Consider the following 23,208-nt stretch of genomic DNA (forward strand, 5'->3'; position numbering starts at 1 on the left):
CTACTCTCCTGTTTCGTATTGTGAAACGCTGTTGCGTATTATTCATAAAAATATTATAGCATTATTTTCTGCCTTTTAAAATAATCGATTTTTTACTTATTTAAATATCCCCCTGCGGGAATAACCTCCTTCCCGCAGGGAAATATTCACCAAAAGAAGATTTTTAATTATTTCTTGTTCAAAACCTCTTTATTGACAAGTGTTCTTGGAACCCTTCCTTCAATGAAATCTACTATATTGTTTGCTGCAAGCATTGCCATGTCAAGCCTCGACTCTTCTGTTGCAGAACCAATATGAGGAAGCATTACAACATTGTCAAGCTCAGCCAGTTCTGGCTCAAACTCAGGTTCTCTCTCGTACACGTCAAGTCCTGCAGCATAAATCTTCTTTTCTTTAAGCGCTTTGACTAAAGCCTTTTCATCTACAATTGGTCCACGTGCTGTGTTAATTAAAATTGCCGATGGTTTCATGAGAGAAAATTCTCTTTCACCAATTAAATGCCTTGTCTGTGGTGTGAGAGGTACATGTATTGAAATAAAATCAGCTTCTTTTAATAGTTCATCAAGCGGCACATACTGGGCACCAAGCTCTTTTTCAAAACTTTCTTTTCTTTCAAAGTCATAGTACAAAATCTTCATATTAAACCCTCTTGACATTCTTGCAAAAGCCTGCCCAATTCTACCTGCACCAATCACACCAAGCGTTTTACCTGTCACACCTTTGCCCAAAAACAGCATTGGTCCCCAGCCTTTGTAATGTCCACCTCTCATGAACTTGTCAGCTTCAACTATTCTTCTTGCCGCAGCAAACAACAGCGCCCATGCAAGCTCAGCTGTTGCGTTGGTAAGAACATCAGGTGTGTTTGTGACATAAACACCTCTTCTTGTTGCCTCTTCAATATCTATGTTATCGTACCCCACTGCATAGTTTGCAACAATCTTGACATTTGGTGCATGGTCGAAAAACTCTTTGTCAACCTTGTCAACAAGCTGGGTTAAAACCGCATCCTTGTCTTTTATTGCTGACAGAAGTTCTTCTCTTGTCATTGGTCTGTCGTGTGGATTTACTTCAACCTCACCATATTTTTTCAAAAGCTCAATCGCAGGTTCCATTATTCTTCTTGTTACAAGTATCTTCATAATGAATCTCCCTCCCAAAAATATGAATGGTATGTTAAACTTTTATCTCTTGCTTTATCAAACAGCTTTTATAATCTTGCCCATGCCTCATTTAATACACGCTTTGAGCTTGCAAGAACAATCTTCGGGTCTTGCCCTGCCATAGGTGTTACTTCAAAACTCAAAATTGGTCTCTTTATCGGGTCCATGAATCCTATTTCTTTTAATACTTTTAAAAACTCAACAACCTCATCAACGTCATTTTCGCCGCCTTCTATTCCAAACATCGGATGCTTGTCACCATATGCAGGGTGGCTTGGGTCTTTTACAACAGCATTCCCAATATGAACATGGGTAAGATAATCTTTCACTGGCAGGAGTGCCTGCTGTGCTGTCTCTCTTGTAAGTGGTAGATGGCTAAGGTCAACAATCAAACCAAAATTATCATATTCTTTTTTGATTCTCTCTGCAAACTTTGCAGCAAGTTCTGCAGGTCCAATCAAGCTTTTTTTGTCTATATCAAAGTCAAACACCTCAAGTTCAATCAAGAAATTGCCTTTTGACTTTGCATAGTCGCAAAGCTGCAAAGTTGTATCAACCAAAGCTTCAAATGCTTCCTCTTTTTTTGCCTCATCATATTGTCTTGACAAAAATCCAAGCCCTTGAGCACCAAGCTCAATCGCCTCGTCAATCCTCTCTTTCAAAAAGTTTATAACCTGTTTTCTTTTTTCTGGGTCCAAATCGTTGGGGTTCTGCCCTGTTCTAAGAAGAGTAGGCTGTGCACCGTACGCAACTGCTATATGTGCATCCTTTAACATCTTTGTTACTCTTTTTCTTACCTCTGGGTCTTTTACCCATGTGATTTCTACTGCATCAAAGTAATCATCTTCTAAGATTATTTTTAAGGTTTCTTCAATTGGTCCTTCTCCACCAATTACCTCTGGAAATGACATGAAATGAATTGTTCCTATCTTAAAATATTTTTTAATTGGCTCGTTCATTCTTCACACCTCCAATAATTTTTATCTATAAAATGTTGTAACTGCCAAAGATTTTAAGCTTCTTTATAGCTTCAAGCTTCACAATCTCTCTTATCTTTTCAAATATTGCCGTGGTTAAATCTTCAGTTTGTTTTATAAATTCTGGAAGCTGAGCATTTATAGCAAGTGTCAGGTCTGTAAATATGTTTATCTTGTTTATACCATATTCTATACACTTTTTAAAATCATCATCAGAAAGACCAGACCCACCGTGCAAGACTAAATAACAATCAACCCTTTTTCTGATTTCAGAAAGCCTTTCAAAATCAAGCCGTGGCTGTCCTTTATAAACACCATGCACTGTGCCAATCGAAACAGCTAAAGCATCAACCTGTGTCTTTTGAGCAAATTCCTCAGCTTCATCAGGCTTTGTATAAAATTCTGGATTTTTAAAGTCAAAATCTCCTCTTCCCACAACTCCAAGCTCACCTTCAACGCTCACACCAACAGAATGCGCTATCTCAACAACTTCCCTTGTTCTCTTTATATTCTCTTCAAAAGGCAAACTTGACCCATCAAACATGACAGATGTAAACCCAGCCTTTATTGCTCTCATGATGTTTTTCAAACTCTTTGCATGGTCAAGATGAACACAAACTGGAACAGATGCCCTTTTCGCAAGGAAAATCATGACCTCTGCAATCATTTCAAAATCAAGCCTGTCAACAAATCTGTCAGCAACACCGATAATAATTGGGCACCTGAGCTGCTCTGCAGCATCGATCAGTCCTTCATAAAAATCGGCTGAAAGCCCGTTGAACATCCCCACACCAAACTTTTTTACTTTTGTATAGCTTAAAACCTGATTCAAATTTACAAGCAAAACAAAGACCTCCTACCCATCAATATTGAGAAATCTTTGAATAAAGGTGGGAAACTGAGTTGTAAAGCTGGTTATAAATTTCATATACTCTGTTGTAAATTTCGTAGTTTTTGCTGTCTGGCTGGTACTCAAAAAGCACTTCTCTTTTTTCCTCAATTAAACTTTTCCTTGCACCAATTGCGTATGAAGCAAGAAGCATTGCTCCTTTCGATGCCGCCTCTTGTACCTTCTCAACAACAACAGCCTTTCCCAAAATATCAGCTTTAATTTTGCTCCATACTCTGCTCTTTGCGCCACCCCCCATAGAAACTATACTCTCAGCTTTAAGACCCATAGACTCTAAAATTTCAATACATGCTCTTATCTCATACGAAATTCCTTCAAGCACAGCTCTTGCAATGTCAGCTCTTGAATGTGTCAGCGTCAGTCCAAACAAAACTCCTTTTGCGTCAGGGTTCCATCTTGTTGCGCGTGAACCCATGAAAAATGGCAAAAGTACAACACCGTTTGCGCCAGGACCTGAACTTTCAGCTTCATTGTCAATTAGCTCATAAACATTCTCGCCTTTTTCCTTCTCGCCCCTGTAAAAGTTATCCCTTATCCATCTCAAAATTGTGCCGCTTGTGTTTATCCCCTGCTCAATTAAGTAGTGGTCTCTTATCACATGGCAGGAACATACAACTCTCGGATCAAGATTCTCTGGTATTCTATTTGACGACATTGAAACATTCGTAGCAGTCCCTGTTGACTCCATAACACGGCTTCCTACAATCCCTGCTCCCAATGCCTCTGAAGGCCTGTCTCCACCACCGCTTACAACTGGTATTCCGTTTTTAAGACCCAAAAATTTTGCAACATCTTTTTTCAAATACCCTATGATTTCATCTGCATAACAAAGTCTTGGAAACTGAGAGGTTTTGACCCCCACAAACTCAAATATATCTTGCCACCACTGTCTTTTGTTTATGTCAAACATCATTGTTCGTGATGCCAATGAATGGTCTGTTGCAGCCTGCCCTGTGAGCATGTATCCAATAAACTCTTTGGGCTGCAGAAAAACATAAGCTTTTTGCAAAATTTCTGGCTGGTGTTTTTTGAGCCATAAAAGCTTTGTTGCAGTAAATGTAGAGTCTGGAATCAAACCTGTGATTTTATGTATTGTTTCTTTTCCAAACTGACGTGAAATTTCTTCGGCTTCGACCCGCGAACGCCTGTCCATCCACGAAATAGCTCTTGACAGAACATTTCCTTCCCTATCAATTGGAACAACTGTCTCTCTTTGCGACGAAAGTCCAATTGCTACAATGTCATCTGCTCCTGCTACTTGTACGACCTGCTTGATACCTTCTACTGCTTCTTTCCACCAGTCAAGTGGGTCTTGTTCTGCCCACTCAATCTGAGGCGTGTATGTTGGATACTCCCTGTTTGCTTTTGCCAAGATGTACCCCTGCAGGTCAAACACTATTACCTTGCAGGCAGTTGTTCCAATATCTATGGTAAGAATCTTTTCCATTTAAGGTTTGCCCCTTTCAACGTAAAAATCTACTCTTTGCTTCTTTTGAGATGGTTATACTACAGTTATCTTCACACCCTTTTGCCTGAAATTTTCTACAAGTTCATCACTTATCTCGCCTGCTGTAATAATTTCAGACACTTTGCTCAATGTTGCAAACGAAACCATTGCATTTTTTTTGAACTTGCTGCTGTCTGCAACAACTATGACCTCTTTGCTGCTATCTATCATAGCCCTTTTTACCTCTGCTTCAAAAACATCAGAGGTTGTAAGACCTTTTTCAAGAGAAATTCCGCTTGTTCCTATAAAAGCTATATCAGCACTAAACTGCAAAAATGCTTTCTGGGCTTCTGGCCCAACTGTTGAAAAGTTAGAATTTTTCACCTTGCCTCCAACTAAAAATAAATTAATACTGTTATTAGTTATTAGTTCATTTACTATATTTATGCCATTGGTTATCACAGTTATGTGCTGAAAACTCTTGAGTTTTCTTGCTATCTGCTGTGTGGTTGTTCCTGTATCCAGAATTACAACCATACCTTCTTTTATTCTATTTATCGCCTCAAGTGCAATCCTTTCTTTTTCCTGGATAAACTCTTTTGAGCGCTGGGAAATAGGTGGAACTATTGATACCCCTTCTTTTAAAATAGCCCCACCGTAATTTTTCTCGATTATCCCTTCCTGCTCAAGTTTTTTCAAATCTCTTCTTATTGTCTCGTCAGACACGTTAAAAATATTACAAAGTTCTGTAACAGTCACACTCTTTTTCTCCATCAATATCTCTTTAATTTTTTGCCTGCGCGTTGCCGAAAGCATTTCTCTTCATCACCTATTTCTTATATGTGGATTTGTGTGTCAGCTTATTAATATTCTACTCGATTTTTTGAGGATTTGCAATATGAAATTCAAAATGATTACACAAGATTGGTCAAACATTTTTAAAGGTGAAAATAAAAAAAGCAGGCAGCTGCCTGCTCCTACTTTTTAATACTGTGTACGCTATATTTCTACTTTCCACTCTTTTAAAACATTTTCCTTTGTATACCTCTCAGCTTCTATTTCATCAAGTTGAGGTCTTTTGGGATTTTGTTTTGCACCAGGACCAAAATTTCTATATTCGAAAAATCTCTCATTTTCAGGGCTGTAGCCGTGCATCTCGCACCAGCCATCGGGATGAATGTGCTCATCCAAATAGCATTCCTTAAACACAACATTTGCCCACCTGTGAGGATCAGAAGATGGATGCCATGGTCTTCCAAGGTAGACACACTCTTTTTCTCTTATATTGGATATCAGCTTGCACCTTATGAATAAGAACCCAAACTGGCTATCTGGTTTTGTACTTGCTGCTGTAACATATCCTTTTATTTTTCTGTCTTCCATATAATTTTTTCTTTAAATCTTTCAAGGTCAAAAAATTAAGGAAAAGAGACTTTTATTTAGCTTTTGTAAAGTTTCTAAAAAAAGTGCACAAAATAAAAAAGACTGTCGAACATTTTTGACAGTCCTCGTATCCATATCAAATTTTCAAACATAACAATCTTCTTCTTTTTTGAGCCTTCTTACAGCCACGATCTTGTTCCCTTTTTGGTTCTGCTTGACCTTTTCACAAAGTGATGCAACTATCATAAGTCCTCGACCAAACTCATACAAATCTTCTATTTCATCCTTTTCATCGTATGGGGTGTACTCTTTAAATACCCTGTCAATGTCAAACCCTTCTCCTTCATCCTCAACAACAATGTAACTTAGTTTTTTATCTACTATTCCAACCTTTACCTTTACAGACTTTGAACTGTCCTCCTTATTTCCATGAACCACAGCATTTATTAAAAGTTCATTCACTATAAGTTTGAATTCTAAAAGCTCATCTGCTGATATATTAGTTTCCCTTGTTAAAAATGACAATATCTCTTTTTCTGCTACTTTGACAAGCTGGAGATTACTTGTAAATACAAGCTGTAAAAATTTGTTCTCCATCTCCTCCACGCAACCTTCTTTCCAAAATTTTTATAATATCCATCCAACAAAAATACAACAATCAATCCCTCTTTTGTACCTGAAAAATCTCTTCTACTTGATATATACCCTCAAATATTCTACTTTACACACACAAACATTAAAACTCACCTATTTTGAAAGCCTATCTTCGCTTTTCTTCAAAGAACCTTTTTAAAAGAAGTCTGCACTCATCTTCACATATTCCTCCTATCACTTCTACCTTATGATTTAAAAAAGGATTTTGTGAAAGATTAAAGCAAGACTCAGCAGCACCCATCTTAAAATCCCTTGCACCAAAGTAAAGCCTCTTTACTTTACTCAAAACTATTGCACTCATACACATAGGGCACGGCTCTTTTGTCACAAACATCTCGCAGCTTCTTAAGTCCTTTGTAGAAAGCTTTGATGTGGCGTCAATTATGGCAAGAATCTCTGCGTGGTAAATAGCCTTTTTACTGTCATTTCTTTTGATACTAATAATTCTTCTATCCTTTACAACAGCTGCCGCAACTGGAATGTCATTTGAACGACTTGCATACTCTATCAGAGTTTTCATTACATTATATATATACATCAACTTATCACCTTTTTCTTTATTAATTTTTAACAAATTTTTTTAAATTTTTTTGTCATCAAAAACTGTCTTCCCATGTTTATTGCATCCCTGTTTAGTGATACTATATTTATAGCTAAATCTCTTTTGGAGTGAAAAAAATGGAAAAAGTCAATCAGTTTATTACAAAGTATATATATCTTTTTGCCATAACAAGCCTTGTTTTCCCAATATTTATTATGTTTTCTTCTATGGTAGCTCCAACAGATTTGTCAAATGTATTCTTAGCATTTGTGGTCATGGATATTTTGTTCTTGCTCATTCCTTATCTTATTCGCGCAAAGAGCCAGGGAACGTGGGAAAAGATTTTAAATATCCTGTTTATAATAGTAGTTCCCCAAGGCTTTTCACTAATTGTGTTAAAGCCCTACGGTTTTTTTGAAATGTTTCTCGGTCAAGTTTTTTGCATGGGACTTTATATACACTCATATTTAATATTCGAAAAAGAGCAGGTCTCGCTCTCACTGGGAGCAATCTTAGCAGGTCTTTGGGCTATAATAATCGTGGGAGCAGTCTCAAGTTTTATGAACATCCCAAGGAATATTATAAACCAATACACTACCTATTCAATAATATTTTTGGTGACAAGTGTTTATCTCATAAATAGGGTTAACTTGGAAAATCTGCTGGGCAGAAGATATAGAAGAAAAAACAGTATATCAAACAGTATAAGTTATATTAACCTTTTTTTAAGCATTGGATTCATAGTGATACTTCTTCTTCTTTTCAAGTTCAAGGGGCTTGCACCATATATTGTTGCATTTATTGTGGAAACAATAAAGTTTGTGCTCAGCATAATAAAGAAGATCCTTGACTTTTTAAACTCTTTGTTTGCCACAACAAAACCACAGACAAATACCGGAAATGGATTAGAAGAACTTCTCAAAAACATGAGACCAGCAAAAAAGAGCTTGCTCTCTCAAATCCTTGACTTTATTGGTTATATTCTTGCATTGTCAATCTTGGGATTTTTGATATACAAGGCACTTGGGATTCTTGTAAACGTTCTAAAGCAGGTGATAACAAACTTTTTGCTTTTCATAAGCAGCATCACAAACAATCTTCAGATTGAAGAAAGAGGGCAAAACTATACAGATGTGAAGACATTTATCTTTGCAAAAAAATCGCCCGCTAAAAAATTAAAATCTACCCGAGCAAAAAGAGTAAACTTTGAAAAAATAAACGATTTGAACTTACGCCTTCGCATTATTTTCAAACTTACAATGGAATACTTCTATCAAAAGAAAAATTATGTGCTCAAAAGCTCTTACACCCCACTTGAGATGGGAAAGACCATCTCAAAAGGTGAACTTTTAAATGCTGATGTTGTGAACAAGCTTGTTGAAGAATATAACAAAGTTAGATATAACAGAGAATACAAGGTACTGTCCACCGAAAATTTTGAGCGCTTTTTGAAAAACCTCAAATAATTCTATCTCTTTCAAACTTGCATACAAAAAGCAATATTCGAATAAGTTATTTATTGAGAAGTTATATAATTTCAAAGCAAATGAGATTTAAAAAATATGTTCTTGTGATAATAGAAAGGACAAAGCTAAGTAAATTCTTCATACCCTTTCTTGCTCTTTTGTGTTGTATTACATTGCTTCTTGTGTATCTTTTCTACAACCCGAAACCAAAAATAAAAGAAGCTGCCAGTCAAGCATCATCGTATGTTGCTATCATTTTCGAAGATGCTGGAATGGATGAAGAAGAAGTACAAAAGCTTTTGAGTATAAACGTACCGTTTGATATTGCCATTATTCCTTTTTTGCCTTTTTCCAATAAGATATCTCTCATGTGCCAGGAAAAAGGAAAGGAAGTTCTGCTGCATCTTTCAATGGAACCTGAAGAGGGCAGTACAATTTGGCTGTGCCCGCGAAGTATAATGAATGCTACTCCTGATGATGAGGTTGAAAAAATTTTCAAAGATGCATTGGCAAATGTAGCAAATAGCAAAGGTGTTAGTACACATCTCGGGACGCTTGTTTGCAAAAATGAAAGAATAGTAAAAAAGCTGTGTCTGCTTGCAAAAGAAAAAGATATGACCGTTATAGACTCTACCTTTTCCTCAGAGTCACTCTTTGCAAAAATAGGAAAGCAAATGGGTCTTCAGGTTATCATCCCAGACATTGTACTTGATTCAAGAAATGAGTTAAAGCCGATACAAGACAAGTTCAATCTTCTTTTTAATATGGCAAAGAAGAAAGGATTTGCAGTGGCAATAGGTCATCTTGGGCTTGATGGTGGCATCACAACAATTGAAGCATTCAAGCAGACTGTGGAAAAGGCAAAGAAAGAGAATATAAAATTTGTATTTGTCTCAGAGATTTCAAAGCTGGAAAAGAAAAACATTAAGTAATTTTAATTGAATCTTTCTTTCTATCGCAATATAATTAATATTCAGGACCACAAAAGAATAGGAGTAGGAAGGAGATTACTGAGGAAAATATGAAGAAAAAGTTTGTGGCTGTTTTTATAGTCTTTGTCTTTTTCATAAATTCAATTGTTGCAGGTACGGCAAAAGCTACTCAAACCGCCCCAGAAAAATATCCATTTTCTGTAAAGCCAAAAGGAAACTATGTTGAGATTTTGAAAGGCAGTCAAGTTGTTGCCAAGATATTGCCACCCGAACTGTTAAATGAATCTCCAGCAAAAAAGGAAGAGACCCAAACAATTCTGCTGCCGTTTATTGAAAATGGAGTAGTTAACTGGAGGTTTGAAAAAAGTGAACCTTCAGACCTTTTATTTTTGTCAGACGGTAAAAATAAAACTTTAAAGCTTAACTTTCATACATTAGATGCATTTTATAAAATAACCTCGCCATATATTGCTTTCAAAGAACAATATCAATCTGCCCGGCTTACCTTCAACTACAACTGTGAATTTAAAAGATCTCCCCAGCTCAAAGACGATGAGACCATCAATGTAGAAATCTCTATTTTTTCTGAAAACAAAACAAAAATACTGGTACTTCCTGAAAAGATAAAAGTAACTTCTGGCAAGGGAACATTTAAAACCTCTTTTTCTATCCCGATGGATAGCAGGTATATAAGTTTTGAGATTTCTCAGGCAAGCCGCAATTTAATAAGCTGTGAGTTTGAAAATTTCAAGATAACCCTTGTAAAACCTTCAAAGTACACTTTCTTGCTGAAAAACGTTCAGGTTTACAACAACTATATTCAGCAGGAGTTTGAAAATGGCTTTCAAAAGCTTACCAGAAGAATATTTGTCTCCTCCCCTCAAGATGTTGTAAATGTTGAAGAGACTTTAAAAGCAAAAGAAGACCATCAAGTTTTCAAAGAATACTCCTTAGTTGAATTTGAGTCAAGACCCCTTTTTATTCTTAAAAGAGATTACAAACTCGAAAAATTTGCAAAACCGATGTATGTTACAGATTCCCTTTCAGATTTCTATTTAAAGCTTGAAAACTGTGCCATAGGTTATGCAAACAATTATGATTCAATCGAAACATATAACCTGAAAAATAAGGCAAATGTATTTATGTTTCTTTCAAATTCTGATGATATAAAGTATTTTGTGATTGGAAAAAACAAAGAACACATATACACCACTACACAGCTTTTTAGAAAAGGATTTGAAAAGACATATGTATATTCAATTTTCCCTGCAGAATACACATATTCGATAAAATCAAGGTCGCCAAACGCTACAAAAGCTATTTTAATCTTTTCTCATCACTCTGACTCAAATATGATATCAATCATAAAAGCTATGATGTTTGGCACAACAGATACCAAAGACCCTTCTTATATGAAAAAGGGATTTGTAGGATATAAAATACCAATAACATGGGGATTCTTCTACAAATCAGTAAAAGGAATACCTGGATTCGACAATCCAGAATACAAAAAGCTCATAGAGTTTTTGGCACAAAAGAAAATAGAGGTTGTGTTGCACACAGCATCACCAGTAGCCAAAGAAAATACTGTTGAGCTTATAAAAAAAGCACTGGAAGATACAACCTATTTAAAGCTTGATGACTGGATTGACCACAGTCTATCTGACGGCACACGATGCGCAGCTTTAAAGAGTGAAGGTGCTATTCATGGTAGCAAAAACTATTCATTTGACCTTTTCTTGAAACACGGATACAAATACTGCTGGTCGTACCTTGACGTAAAGCTTGACACGCTCAACATGCTTCAGCCTGACAAAGTCACTTGGCATCCGCAGATTTTTTTCAAGAACTACAACTTTGGAGAAGGTGACTCGCTTTACCAGTGGAACTCGGTAAGATACAGAAATCTTCCAAAGATGCTCACTCAAAATCAACTTGACAAACTTGTAAATGAAAATGGAGTGTGTATTATTCATGACTATTTTGCACACCCTATGCAGAAAAATAAACTTTTTGTTGTGAGAAACAAAAACGTATATATCTCGCCGCAGTTTGATAAAACTCTCAGATTAGTCTCAAACCTCATGAGCAAAAAACTTCTGTGGGTACCAACAGTAAAAGAGTTTATTGACTATGAGGTTGCATTGAAAAATGTGCAAATAACGCCGCTTGACTCAACAACCTTTGTTGTGGACAACAAAAACTACTCTGAGATAAAAGGTTTTACATTAATTACTCTTTTGCCAAATGGTCAGGAAAAAAGAACCATAGTTAATCTTTTACCGGGTATAAATCTCATTACAGTTCCATAAAAAACAAAAGGGACTTTAGGAACTGAAACTTTACCTAAAGTCCCTTTTCCTCCTTTTAATTTCAGCCATCGTTTTATTCTCCTGCTGAGATAACAGCTTCATACTTCTCAATCACAGCTTTTTGAACCATGTCTCGCGTCTCCTGGTTTATTGGATGAGCAATATCTTTAAATTCGCCCTCAGGCGTTTTGCGGCTTGGCATAGCAATGAAAAGCCCATTTTGCCCCTCGATAATCTTGATGTCATGAACAACAAAACAGTTGTCAAAGGTCACCGACACAATAGCCTTCATTCTTCCTTCATTTGTAATCTTTCTAATCCTAACATCTGTCACCTGCATAAGTCCATCCTCCATGTTAAAATTTAGTGTTGTTATTTTATATAATTCTCCACTTTTTAATCTTTCCCTTTATCATTTTTAACAAAATTTTCTTTCTATTTGGTGCATTTTGTTTAATTTTTATGAAATAACCTGAGGGTTGATAGAAAAGGTGATTTTCTTATTTTCGGCATTAAGTTCCTCAAGAACTAAGAGGCTTTTGTAATCCACATTCACAGACTTTTTATCTTTTGTTGCAATGAGCACTCCAACTCCAACCAAGCTTGATTCAAATTCAGAAAGAAGGTCTTTCATGCCTCGCACTGTTCCCCCGCCGCGCATGAAATCGTCTATGAACAAAACCTTTGCACCTTTTTTAATGGCCTTCTTTGCCATTGTCATTGTTTCAATCTTGCCTGTTGTGCCTGAGATGTACGAAATATTGACAGTTGAACCTTCTGTGAACTTGCTCGAATTTCTTGCAACAACAAGTGGTTTGTTGAAATACTGGGCAACATACGATGCCAAAGCTATACCTTTTGCCTCAACAGTGGCAATGTAGTCTATTTCTTTTTCTAAAAATAACCTCACAAATATTCTCGCAGCTTTTTTTATAACCTCTGGATTAAAGACAACGTCGTTTATATATACAAACCCGCCTGACACGATTCTTTCAGGATTTTGCAGCTCATTTTTCAGAAAGTTTAAAAATTCTATCTCATCCTCTTTTTTCATAACAGGGATGTAATAAACTCCACCGGCAGCCCCGCTGACTGTTTCAAGCTTTCCCTGTCCTGTTTGCTCGAATATTTGTGATATCAAATCTATATCCTCACTCAAGGTGGATTTTGCACAGCTGAGTTTTTCACAAAAAAAAGTAAGACTAAAAAGCTTCATAGGATTTTGGACAAGTGTGCTTGTTATAAAAATGAGCCGTTCTGATTTTCCAATCTTTTGCACAAAAGACACCTCCAGAACAAATAAAAACCAATTCAATATTAAATATAATATTATTGAAAATAATTATACCATAACCCCCGAATGATACAAAAATTTTTTGAGTGAACGTTCGATTTAAAAAATATTTTAACAAGTCAAGTAAAAAAGAAGTATAATATAGAATGTAGGAGTATTTCAATATTGAAATTTTCGGGCTGGAGGTAAGTTTTTTTAAAATGAACAAGTATTTTTTCATTGGTATTGGTGGAATATCAATGAGTGCAATCGCTTTAATACTCAAAAACCAAGGTTTTTGGGTTGAAGGTTCTGACATGCAGGAAAGCGCCACTACAAAGATGCTAAGAGAAAATGGAATAAATGTATATATTGGACATGATGAGAGTCACATACACGGCGATGAAACTGTAATATACACCGCGGCAATTTCAAAAGACAATCCCGAACTTTTAGCAGCAAAGAGGATGAATCTGAAAATCTATGAGCGGGCAGAATTTTTAGGGCTTTTGATGAAAGATTTTAAAAATGTCATTACAATCTCAGGGACGCATGGAAAAACAACTACAACCTCTATGATTGGTTACATCCTAAAAAAAGCAAATTATAACCCTACAGTTCTGGTAGGTGCATTTGTAAAACAGCTTGGTGGAAATTTTGTGATTGGTTCTAAAGAATACCTTGTTGTTGAAGCATGTGAATATGTGGATAGCTTTTTAAAGTTCAACCCTACAATTGGAGTTATTTTAAACATTGATAATGACCATTTGGACTATTTCAAAGATATAGATTCAATAAAAAACTCTTTTAAAAAGTTCGCACAGAAAATTCCAACTTCAGGGTTTTTAGTAGTAAACTATGACGATAAAAATGTTAAAGATATTATAAATCAGCTCAACACACAGATAATTTGTATATCCACAAAAGAAAAAACTGACATTTTTGCCGACAATATTAGCTGTAGTGATGGATACTATGAATTTGACGTTAAAAATAATAACGACGAGATTTTAGCTCATATAAAACTCAACATTCCTGGTTTTCATAACGTCTATAATGCGCTCGCTGCATTTGCAGTTGCATCAAAGTTGGGAGTAGAAAGTATTACAATTGAACAAGCTCTCTCTGAATTCCGTGGTGCTTCGCGCAGGCTTGAAAAGGTAGGAGAGTTTAATGGTATATACCTCTATGATGACTATGCTCACCATCCAACCGAAATCAAGGCAACACTTGCTACCCTGAAAAAGATCTCTGAAGGAAAGGTTCTTGCCATATTCCAACCGCATACATTTTCAAGGCTTAAAACTCTTTTGAACGAATTTGCTGAGAGCTTGCAGTTGGCTGACAAGGTTATTGTCACAGATGTATATGCCGCACGTGAAAAAAATGTTTTTGGAATTACATCTGAAAAGCTTTATTTGAAACTAAAAGAAATTGGAATTGACTGTGAGTATATAAGCAACTTTGAAGATATTGCCTGTTATGCAGTAAAAGAAGCAAAAAAAGGTGACATCATTGCAACCATTGGCGCAGGTGATATAAACAAATGTTTGGACATTATTCTCAAAAAAGCTGTTGTAAAATCATAAAAAATACTGCCTCATCTTGGAACTTAATTCCTAAATGAGGCAGTTTAGTTTCTATTTTACTATTAAAAGTTTTTGGCCAGGCACAATTTCTTCTTTTTCTATTTGATTAAAATCAATAATTTTTTCTACTGTTGTTCTGTATTTTTTTGCAACTTTCCACAGAGTATCACCTTTCTGGACAGTATAAATGTACACGCTTGCAAGTCTCTCCTCTTCTTTTTTTATCTCTTCTACAAGCTCTAAATCAGACAAAATCTCTTTTGATAGCCCTCTTTTTATCCACACTTCAATTGCAAGACGAATCCGCAGTTCAACTTCAGATATAGAAATAATGGAAAATGATATGTTTTCTATCTCAATATTTGCAAATGCCCTGTCGGTCTCTTCTACCCCTTCTATATCCAATTTCACATCAAAAGGAATTTGGGATGTTGTATTTTTTATGATGTCCTGCAGGTCTTTAGAAAGATAAATCAAAAAGACAACAGCAACACCTTTTATATTAATTTTATTCTTTTCTGGCTTTATAACGTCCACCTCTATCCTGCCAGAGACTGAAAAAACCTGCTCAGGTTCAATAGGTAGTGTAATTGTATCTTTTAAAAGATGCATATGCCGAACTTTCCCAACAAATTGTTCTATGTTGAGAAGTTTTTTAGAATCTTTTATCTCATACGCTGTCGAATATGCATCCACAATGGGTTCAATGGTTTTTACATCATGAAATGTTATCTCAGCTTCAATAGTTATATCATACTCTATCCTGCGAAGTTCGCCTATTTCATCAGTCTTAGGCAAAACTCTGAAGCTTTTGATATAAAATTTAACAACTGGTTCTACATCATCGGGACTGTCGGGAAGTTCAGAGTAGTGCTGAATTAATACCTCATGTTCAACCATCTCAATAGGATTTTGACCAATATCTGGTGAGTAGAGGGTTTTTAAGTCCACTTTTAAATCAAAGGTCATCTTTTTCCTGTCAAACTTGATGTTCCTGTCTGAAAGCCTTGCAAAACATCGCAATATTTCTCTGATGGAAGGTTTACCTTGAGGTATCTCTAAAATCTCTCTTTTTGAAATCTCCTCTGTCGTGCTGCGAGGATTTGAAATTGAGATTTTTTCTTTTAAATACTTTATTGAATCTTCTTCAATGTCGGCAAGATACTCAACAGTAGCTGGGGCTTTTACCAAAACGGTAATCTCTGCAATTGCCTTGGCAGAAAGTTTGCGCGGACTCAAAAGAGAGCAAAAGGTATAAATGAGATCATCTTTGACCTCATACGCCATTGTAGATCTTACTCCCAACATATCAAATGTCTTTGAAAACCCTGCTGAACTTGAAACAGAAGCAACTTTCCTCTGCGGGTCAGATGAGAGATAAATTACTCTAAACTCTATTTCACCTTGAACAACCACTCTGTCGTTTAAAACCTCAACATTTGTAATCAGGACTTCACTATCAGTCTGAAGCACTTTCACAGCATCTGGTTTTATCTCTGGAAGCAAAATCTCACCTTCAACAATCACTTTTTGGGAGTCTGTCCCATAGATGTTCATGTACTCAACCTTTTCAAATTTCTTTTCCAATGCTAAGCTTGCCTCCAACTAATTGTTTCTTATCTCTAAATAAAATATATGCAAGGATGTCCTGAGAATATGTAAAATAAAAGAGCTTATTCTAAAAACTTCGCTTTAGAATAAGCCCTTTTAAGTAGTTGACAAATCAATATTTTTGATTATAATTAAAACGTACAAGAAAAAATTGATAAAATCCTTGAGTTTACATAACATTTACTTTTGTGTTTGTCTTACAAAGGATAATCTCAACTGTATTTGTAATAAGGTCTGAATAAGTGTATGTCACACACCTGTACTGTTTGCACTCTCTGTCAACTGGAAACTTGACAACAAAGATGTTTGAATAAGTGTTCTCCAAAATACCTTCAACCTCAACCATTTTTTTGCGTCCTTTATTTGCGCGAATTAAAACCTTTTCGCCTTTTAGGGCTTCAATGTCTTTTTTTAGCTGTTGAAGGTGAAGTTTATCAACCACCTTAACATCACTGCCCCTCTAAAAATATTTAGTTTTCTGACTGTATGAAAACTTCTCCATTTTACTACATTTGAAAACATTATTATTATATCACTATTCTTTTTTTTTGTAAATAGAGGGGTAAATATTATAATGGGTTTTTAAAGAGTTGTCAAGAACTTAATTTCAGAGTTTTTGTCGAAAATATCGGTTTAAATACAACAAATTTATCGCTTTTTATTTCTTTTCTCATAAATAGAAGCATTCTTGATTTTTTTGAGCAATATATTTTTTAGTTTTCTTAATTTTCATAAAGTAAAATTTATATTGTATTGACATAAAGATTCTTTTTTGATAAATTTAAATTGAATAAAGAGACACTAACAGCGATGATACAAGCTGAGGAAAAAAGTGTCTCGTTTTTTAATTCTTTTAATAGACCCCAACAGCAAATGTCATCTCAAAGTGAAAAGGGGTCTTGTAAAGTACCTCTGTCAAAGATGCAGACAGCAAATATTTTTTGGATAGGCCTGCAGACTTTTCTGTGGGCTGATGGTTCGAAGCCATCATGCATCTTGAAGACAGAGGTGTCTTTATGTATTTAAAATAGACTAATGCTTTGGAGGAAAATGTGATGAGTGATGAGTTTCTCAACGAGTTAGAAAAATCAACAAACATTTCTCGCACAGAAAATAATGCACTGACATTTCAATCTACACTCAATGCAAATCTTGATTGGTTTTCAATGAGTGGTGGTTTGAGATTTCAACCAGAGGATAGAATTATATCTTTATTTATGAAAGCATTTTATGAAGATAAGCAGCTTGCTATGAAAAATTTATTCTTCACAAGGGATATTAAAAAAGGACTTGGTGAACGTAGAGTTTTTAGAGTTGTTCTCAAACACCTTGCTAAAACCCATCCGGATATTGTCAGAAAAAACATTGTCTTTATTCCTTTTTTTGGACGGTGGGATGACTTATATGAACTGATTGACACACCAGTTGAAAACTCCATGTGGTTTTTTATTAAACAGCAATTGTCTGAAGACTTAAAATCAGAAAACCCTTCACTTTTGGCAAAATGGCTCAAAAGTGAAAATACTTCTTCAAAAGAGTCAGTAAAACTTGCAAAGAAGACTCGTAAAGCCCTTTCGATGACACCAAAAGAATATAGAAAAACCTTAGCTGAACTTAGAAAAAGAATTGATGTTTTGGAAAGAAGACTATCAGAGAAAGACTATACATTCGATTACGAAAAAGTCCCTTCACAAGCAATGCTAAAATACAGAAAAGCATTTTTGCGAAATGACAAAGACAGATACACTCAGTACATTGAAAAAGTTATTCAGGGAAAGAAAAAGATTAATACAAATACACTCTCTGCTGTGCAGATTGTAAGACAAATACTTATAGATAGAGGTAAAATGTCACTTGATGAAAAGAAACATCTGGATCTTCTGTGGCAAAACATTCCAAAGATTGACACATCAGAGAATGCTCTTGTTGTAGCAGATACATCAGGTTCTATGTTTTATGCATGTGGTCAGTATGCTCTTGGAATTGCTGCTTCGGTTGGTTTAGCATTGTATTATGCAGAAAATAATAAAGGAATTTTTCATAATAGGTTTATTACTTTTTCTGCGAAACCTAAGTTACAAAAAATCCAAGGAAAAACTATTTATGAGAAAGTTAAATTTTTAGAGAATGCAGACTGGGAATGCAACACAGATATTGAAGCAGTCTTCACACTCATATTAAATATTGCAATAAATAAAAATTTAGCACAAGAGGACTTGCCCAAAAAATTATATATTGTCTCAGACATGGAGTTTGACGAAGCCACAAGAGTTTCACCTGACGCACCACTTTTTGATGCGATAAGAGAAAGGTATAAAAATCATGGATATGAGTTGCCTACTTTGGTGTTCTGGAATGTCTCATCTAGGCATAACAACATTCCTGTAACTAAAGAAACACCAAATGTACTTTTAGTATCTGGAATGTCTCAAAAAATATTTGAAAACCTTATTAAAAATCAACTTCCAGATCCTGTAGAATTTATGCTTGAAGTATTGAACAATGAAAGATACTCTGTTATTCAAATATAACTTTTCGAGTTTTTACTTCTTGCTTTTAACTTTCCCATTGTCAAAACTCAAAATATGCCTTATAATAGATAAAGTGAAAAGGGAATAGTAGCGGAGAGATGGCCGAGTGGTCGAAGGCGCACGACTGGAAATCGTGTGTACCCCCAAAAGGGGTACCGTGGGTTCAAATCCCACTCTCTCCGCCATTTTTATTTTGCTGATTTTGTGACCTATACTGCCGGAAGGTATCAGGTTTCCAGTTGATTTTTTCTAACATTTTTCTAACATCAACTACTGGATGATTTGCTAAAAAAAAGAATATGGAGCGCCTTTTTAGGCGCTCCTTTTCTGTGTTTGTTTCAGGTACAACAAGTAATCATCAATACCTTTGAATTGCCTATCCCAGGTGATTTGTTTGAATTCAAAGCCGTTTTCAGTTAAAAGCTTTTTAACCTTTTCTACATTTAATCTTACTTCGACCTTCTCTTCACAATCCATATCAAATGCCAGGATAACAACTTTAGGCTGAATTTGTTTCAATGTTTCTATCAGTTGTTTATGGCAAGAACTAACACCGGGTAAACCGATGAACATCTGTCCTGACAGATATGAAGCAACATCAGCCTTTAAAGCACCTTCTGTTACATAAACAATTCCTTCTTCCATACTTCCTACAGCATGTAGAGAAGCTTCTGCCGGTGTTCCAACGTCTTTGCTGTTCGATGAAGAGAACCAGCGGTATTTTGAAAGTGCTGGCTCATTCATTCTGACCTGTAACCCAACTATCTGCCCTTTAAAGTTTCTGACTGGGATTGCATAGCCCTGGTAAGGGATAAAGTCCCATTCCCCAGTAGTTTTATGTTCGTAAAAACCAGGAATACCTGCCAGGTTTAGACCTTTCTCCTGCATGACCCTGCAAATAAGTAAACGTCTTTCTTTTTCAACATTTAATGATTTGTAACCTTTGATTTTTATAGCTGTTTCTGACAATCCACGTCTGAGCAGGTCCGATTTGTGTGTTTCATCCAGGGTAAGTAACTTCAAAAATTCCCTGTAGACCTTATCTCTAGCTTCTGGCGGTGCGATATATCTTGGCTGTATTTCTTTGTGTTGGAGTTTGTACTGTATATGGTGCAACCTTCGTGAACCGGATGCTATCTCCTGCACAAGTTCTCTGTAAGCTTCTTTGGTATCCTGATTTGTAAGGAGTGCGTATAACTGCAGTGCATTTCCCTGTCTGCCGCATTTGTGGCAAATGAATGTATCCTTAGCAATGTTGATGTAAAGATGTCCTTCACGTCTATGTGGTTCATCGCAATAAGGACACAAGCAGTTCAATTCATTACCCCTTTGTTTTAGCACTGTTATTCTTACTCTATCCAAAACATCTTGCATCGTGATATCAATTAACTCTTTCATAAATCCCATCCTCCCCCATGTGTTTAACTTTCAAACTTTTTTTGTCGCTAACTTTGTTTGGCAAACTGCCAGAACGGGGGAGGAGGGACCCTTCTGGCTGAACCAGCAAACTCGGTCCGAAAAATACAAAAGCCCCGATGAGTATATGGTACTCTACCGGGGCTAACTTTCCTGTTGGCAAACTTCTACTCTATTTTTACTTTTTCGTAGATACTTTTACCCTGCAGAACTTCCTTTCTGGTTTTATTATACCACATTTGCTGAGTTGAAAACAAGGTTTTTTATTTTTACATTTTGGTAGACGCATTCAGTCTTCAGCTTTCCCTTTGTTTTTATTTTATCAAAAGAGAAGAAAGTTGAAAAGACCTTTTTACACCTTCTCACCGCTTTGTGCATTCAAAAATGTTTTGAGTTTACAGTTTACGCTTTGCAATATTTCTTTTGTTTCTGGTTTTTCGAGAATGAAGATAATATTTTCAGGTGGTGCAGTATTGATAACGTCTCTAATTATAGTTTCTTCTCCTGCCATTACATAGCATACAAAAGCACTTTTGCCTTTTGTTGTTCTTACAATTGCTACATATGGATACTGGGCTGGTTTGTAGTCTGTTACCTTGTCCTGCAGGTATTTGACCAGAAAGTCGAGAAATTTTAATGTTCTTTGTGTTTCAAGATACGACAGTTGCGAAAAAATAGGTCTTAACACTCCATCCTGTTCTTCAATCAGTAGCCCTTTTATAAGTCTCCGGATCTTATTTTCTGGTGCAGGGTGGACAAGTTCTCGGATGTGTTCTACAGTGCAGCAACCCCATGTGTAGATAAAATCTTCTATCATCTTCTCGGCGTTGTAGAAAACCATATACACACCCCTTTCGTTCTGTTTTCTGCAAAAAATAAAGGGCTTAAATCAGCCCTTTCAAAGCTTTTTCAAGTTCTTCTTCCAATTCTCTTCTCCTCTGTTTTTCGTCTTCGCTCATATTAGCTTCTATCAACTCAACAAGAAAGTTAACAGAAGCATTGAACTTTTTTATCTCCTCATCATGCTTTTGCTGTATTATTTTTTGTTTTGCCTGCTGAAAATTTACAATCTTGCCCACATAACACACCCCCTGAGCAAATTTCTCTCTACTATTCGTTATACCACGCTCACAGAAAAAACTACCCAAAAAAAAGGCAGGGATGAAGACCCTGCCTTGAGCTTAAGCACTTGCCTGCTGCAGCTGTTTGTCCTGTTTTTCCTCGACTTTTTTCAAAATATATTCAACTGCCCTTTCTGCTTTCCCAGCTGCCTTCACAATCATGGTTTTATCTTTTTGCAGTTGTTCCAGCCAGTAGTTAATGTACGCAACGTTGTTTTTGAATGTTTCTGGTATATCCAAACCATACATGTTAAGGAGAAATGCGCTTCCTATTTCGGCAACTAACTCTTCCTGAGCATAGTGCCAGTCGCCAAACCTGGAATGTCTGTGACGGTCCAATCTGGTTTTGTGTCCTGTGGAATGTACTATCTCATGAAAGACAGTGCTGAAGTATTCTTCTATTTTGTGTGCACCTTCAAACTTATCGAAGGTTGGCATATAAATTGTGTCGTTTGCTGGGGAATAGCAGGGTGCATAGTTACCGTGTTTGATGGGGCATATGGTGTTCCAGTCAGTCACAACCTGCAATGCTTTTCTAACTCTTTCATCATAGGGTACCGGGGTAATTTCTTTCTTTTCTTTTTTCTTTGCAGGCAAGCCTTCTACATCGTCGACATTGAAGACATAATAGTACCGGAGCAAGTAGACTGTTTTTGTGTTTTCCTGTTGTTCTTCTTCTATGACTTCTACAGTTTCTTCATCTTCCGGGATGTCCCTGGTTTCCTGCTTGACTGTGTCAACCTTCCAGAATACCACGATGTATCCTTTGGCACCTTTCTTTAGTTTTGCGCCAAGTTTGTTTATTTGTCTGAATGTCAGATATTCTCCACCGGGTTCTAAGAGAAAAAGGTTGACACCATTATAGGGACGTCTAGTTTCCCAGTTAACTGGTCGACTATCAACACGCCAGCTTTTGTGCCAGGGAACAATTCCTTTTTCCAGTTGTTCTAAAATTCTTTCAGTAACAATCTCTGAAACCTTGCTTCCAAAGAAAATCTTCATAGCAAACTCCCCCTTACAGCAAACTTTTATTTGCAAACTACCGGAAAGGAGGAGTGAGGAAGAGGAACTACTTTGCAACCATCTTCACATTTCTCAACAAGGTACATAGCTACATCGTGACTTACAAAAGCGATAAATCTTCTTTCCAACTTAAACACCCCCTGTGAATCCCTGTGAACTTTTATTGGCAAACTACCAAGCAACAGGAAGGGCAGGGGCAAACCCTTCCTACGCTGCAAATCTTCTGACGAGCGATTCGGGTACTGCAAATACAAAGCGTGTTATCAGTCGTCCCTTTTCTGCATCAATAATGTAGTTTAACAAAAGCTTTACAGGCACTTTTCTTAATCTTTTTTTGATTTCATCTGCATCCATAGTGGTAGGATTGCTCAGTATATACAAATTGGTTGCCCCTGTTGGATTTAAACGTACCAAAGCAAACTTAATCATCTGCAAACCCTCCTTGGCTAACTTCCAAGGGAAGGCTGGCATAAGGCAAAAGCCTTATGCCGTTTTTTTCTGATGTTGTTCTTGTAATTGTTCCTGCAAATCCAGTTCCATGTCTCGAATGCGCCAATCAATGTATTTTAGAAGTTCCAGTAGCTGTTGTCTGACCAATTCCTGGTCTGCGTTTTTTCGTGGAACAAACACATCGTTTCTGAGTACCCTGATTGTGTACTTTTTTGTTGGGTACTCTGGATAAACGCCGTAGTTAAGGTAAAAGTTAACTTTACCTAAGATGATGGTCAAATCAGCTCTGAGTGTCCGCAACTCATCAAGGTTAAGTTTTGTAATTTCAACTTCGTTGAAAGACCCCTTCTCAAAAACCTTGACATAATCCATGCAAACTCACTCCCCTTGCTAACTGTATTTAGCAAACTAC

Annotated in this window: 24 protein-coding genes and 1 tRNA gene; 6 read left to right on the forward strand and 19 right to left on the reverse strand. The window is 36.3% G+C overall.

The window, feature by feature from the left end; genetic code table 11:
• Positions 1–167: 167 nt before the first annotated feature.
• The 8 genes from gyaR to ATHE_RS12060 all read right to left on the reverse strand — a co-directional run bounded on the left by gyaR (position 168) and on the right by ATHE_RS12060 (position 7,069).
• Positions 168–1,139 (reverse strand): glyoxylate reductase, encoded by a 972-nt coding sequence (gyaR, locus tag ATHE_RS12025; RefSeq protein ID WP_015908710.1) that lies wholly within the window; start codon positions 1,137–1,139, stop codon positions 168–170.
• A gap of 68 nt (positions 1,140–1,207) precedes the next feature.
• Positions 1,208–2,119 (reverse strand): sugar phosphate isomerase/epimerase family protein, encoded by a 912-nt coding sequence (locus ATHE_RS12030; protein ID WP_015908711.1) that lies wholly within the window; start codon positions 2,117–2,119, stop codon positions 1,208–1,210.
• A 25-nt stretch (positions 2,120–2,144) separates the two neighbouring features.
• On the reverse strand, positions 2,145–2,981 hold the full coding sequence (locus ATHE_RS12035; protein WP_015908712.1) for a class II fructose-bisphosphate aldolase: 837 nt from the start codon (positions 2,979–2,981) through the stop codon (positions 2,145–2,147).
• A gap of 19 nt (positions 2,982–3,000) precedes the next feature.
• Positions 3,001–4,494 (reverse strand): xylulokinase, encoded by a 1,494-nt coding sequence (gene xylB / locus ATHE_RS12040; protein WP_015908713.1) that lies wholly within the window; start codon positions 4,492–4,494, stop codon positions 3,001–3,003.
• 54 nt (positions 4,495–4,548) lie between these two features.
• Positions 4,549–5,310, reverse strand: coding sequence for a DeoR/GlpR family DNA-binding transcription regulator (locus ATHE_RS12045; RefSeq protein ID WP_013429213.1), 762 nt, complete (start codon positions 5,308–5,310; stop codon positions 4,549–4,551).
• 183 nt (positions 5,311–5,493) lie between these two features.
• Positions 5,494–5,877, reverse strand: coding sequence for a pectinesterase family protein (locus ATHE_RS12050; protein WP_049760264.1), 384 nt, complete (start codon positions 5,875–5,877; stop codon positions 5,494–5,496).
• A gap of 144 nt (positions 5,878–6,021) precedes the next feature.
• Positions 6,022–6,474, reverse strand: coding sequence for an ATP-binding protein (locus ATHE_RS12055; protein WP_013429211.1), 453 nt, complete (start codon positions 6,472–6,474; stop codon positions 6,022–6,024).
• A gap of 163 nt (positions 6,475–6,637) precedes the next feature.
• Positions 6,638–7,069, reverse strand: a complete 432-nt coding sequence (locus tag ATHE_RS12060; RefSeq protein ID WP_015908714.1) for a nucleoside deaminase — start codon at positions 7,067–7,069, stop codon at positions 6,638–6,640.
• A 140-nt stretch (positions 7,070–7,209) separates the two neighbouring features.
• On the opposite strand from ATHE_RS12060, the gene ATHE_RS12065 reads away from it, so the two are divergent.
• The 3 genes from ATHE_RS12065 (at position 7,210) to ATHE_RS12075 (ending at position 11,782) form a co-directional block, all read left to right on the forward strand.
• The gene (locus tag ATHE_RS12065; RefSeq protein WP_015908715.1) at positions 7,210–8,538 is read left to right on the forward strand and encodes a hypothetical protein; all 1,329 of its coding nucleotides are present in this window, start codon (positions 7,210–7,212) and stop codon (positions 8,536–8,538) included.
• A gap of 80 nt (positions 8,539–8,618) precedes the next feature.
• The gene (locus ATHE_RS12070) at positions 8,619–9,470 is read left to right on the forward strand and encodes a divergent polysaccharide deacetylase family protein (RefSeq protein ID WP_015908716.1); all 852 of its coding nucleotides are present in this window, start codon (positions 8,619–8,621) and stop codon (positions 9,468–9,470) included.
• 89 nt (positions 9,471–9,559) lie between these two features.
• The gene (locus ATHE_RS12075; RefSeq protein ID WP_015908717.1) at positions 9,560–11,782 is read left to right on the forward strand and encodes a hypothetical protein; all 2,223 of its coding nucleotides are present in this window, start codon (positions 9,560–9,562) and stop codon (positions 11,780–11,782) included.
• Between the two features lie 73 nt (positions 11,783–11,855).
• On the opposite strand, the gene spoVG is transcribed toward ATHE_RS12075, so the two are convergent.
• Together spoVG and purR are read right to left on the reverse strand one after the other, a co-directional pair.
• Positions 11,856–12,122 (reverse strand): septation regulator SpoVG, encoded by a 267-nt coding sequence (gene spoVG, locus ATHE_RS12080; protein WP_013404331.1) that lies wholly within the window; start codon positions 12,120–12,122, stop codon positions 11,856–11,858.
• Positions 12,123–12,242: 120 nt separating this feature from the next.
• Positions 12,243–13,061: a pur operon repressor gene (gene purR / locus ATHE_RS12085; protein WP_015908718.1), complete on the reverse strand. Its 819-nt coding sequence runs from the start codon at positions 13,059–13,061 to the stop codon at positions 12,243–12,245.
• Positions 13,062–13,276: 215 nt separating this feature from the next.
• Here purR and murC point away from each other — a divergent pair, with 215 nt between their 5' ends.
• Positions 13,277–14,644: a UDP-N-acetylmuramate--L-alanine ligase gene (gene murC / locus ATHE_RS12090; protein WP_015908719.1), complete on the forward strand. Its 1,368-nt coding sequence runs from the start codon at positions 13,277–13,279 to the stop codon at positions 14,642–14,644.
• Between the two features lie 51 nt (positions 14,645–14,695).
• Here murC and ATHE_RS12095 read toward each other — a convergent pair whose 3' ends face one another.
• On the reverse strand, positions 14,696–16,231 hold the full coding sequence (locus ATHE_RS12095) for a DUF3794 and LysM peptidoglycan-binding domain-containing protein (RefSeq protein WP_015908720.1): 1,536 nt from the start codon (positions 16,229–16,231) through the stop codon (positions 14,696–14,698).
• Positions 16,232–16,424: 193 nt separating this feature from the next.
• Positions 16,425–16,697 (reverse strand): Veg family protein, encoded by a 273-nt coding sequence (locus tag ATHE_RS12100; RefSeq protein WP_015908721.1) that lies wholly within the window; start codon positions 16,695–16,697, stop codon positions 16,425–16,427.
• 613 nt (positions 16,698–17,310) lie between these two features.
• On the opposite strand from ATHE_RS12100, the gene ATHE_RS12110 reads away from it, so the two are divergent.
• Positions 17,311–18,786 carry a DUF2828 family protein gene (locus ATHE_RS12110; protein WP_015908722.1) on the forward strand — a complete coding sequence of 492 codons (1,476 nt, stop codon included), beginning with the start codon at positions 17,311–17,313 and terminating at the stop codon, positions 18,784–18,786.
• Positions 18,787–18,878: 92 nt separating this feature from the next.
• Positions 18,879–18,971: transfer RNA gene (locus ATHE_RS12115), tRNA-Ser, on the forward strand.
• Positions 18,972–19,098: 127 nt separating this feature from the next.
• Here ATHE_RS12115 and ATHE_RS12120 read toward each other — a convergent pair.
• The 7 genes from ATHE_RS12120 to ATHE_RS12150 all read right to left on the reverse strand — a co-directional run bounded on the left by ATHE_RS12120 (position 19,099) and on the right by ATHE_RS12150 (position 23,168).
• Complete coding sequence (locus tag ATHE_RS12120) at positions 19,099–20,184, reverse strand: DUF3854 domain-containing protein (protein ID WP_015908723.1); 1,086 nt, start codon at positions 20,182–20,184, stop codon at positions 19,099–19,101.
• A 370-nt stretch (positions 20,185–20,554) separates the two neighbouring features.
• Positions 20,555–21,043: a DUF5697 family protein gene (locus ATHE_RS12130; RefSeq protein ID WP_015908724.1), complete on the reverse strand. Its 489-nt coding sequence runs from the start codon at positions 21,041–21,043 to the stop codon at positions 20,555–20,557.
• A 43-nt stretch (positions 21,044–21,086) separates the two neighbouring features.
• Positions 21,087–21,281, reverse strand: a complete 195-nt coding sequence (locus tag ATHE_RS12135; RefSeq protein WP_015908725.1) for a hypothetical protein — start codon at positions 21,279–21,281, stop codon at positions 21,087–21,089.
• Positions 21,282–21,383: 102 nt separating this feature from the next.
• The gene (locus ATHE_RS12140) at positions 21,384–22,325 is read right to left on the reverse strand and encodes an ArdC family protein (protein ID WP_015908726.1); all 942 of its coding nucleotides are present in this window, start codon (positions 22,323–22,325) and stop codon (positions 21,384–21,386) included.
• Between the two features lie 26 nt (positions 22,326–22,351).
• Positions 22,352–22,474 carry a hypothetical protein gene (locus ATHE_RS15165; RefSeq protein ID WP_256861288.1) on the reverse strand — a complete coding sequence of 41 codons (123 nt, stop codon included), beginning with the start codon at positions 22,472–22,474 and terminating at the stop codon, positions 22,352–22,354.
• 79 nt (positions 22,475–22,553) lie between these two features.
• Complete coding sequence (locus ATHE_RS12145) at positions 22,554–22,775, reverse strand: hypothetical protein (protein WP_015908727.1); 222 nt, start codon at positions 22,773–22,775, stop codon at positions 22,554–22,556.
• A 54-nt stretch (positions 22,776–22,829) separates the two neighbouring features.
• Entirely contained in the window at positions 22,830–23,168 is a 339-nt protein-coding gene (locus tag ATHE_RS12150) for a hypothetical protein (RefSeq protein WP_015908728.1), read from the reverse strand.
• Positions 23,169–23,208 lie beyond the last annotated feature (40 nt).

The organism is Caldicellulosiruptor bescii DSM 6725, assembly GCF_000022325.1.
Taxonomy (GTDB): Bacteria; Bacillota; Thermoanaerobacteria; order Caldicellulosiruptorales; family Caldicellulosiruptoraceae; genus Caldicellulosiruptor; species Caldicellulosiruptor bescii.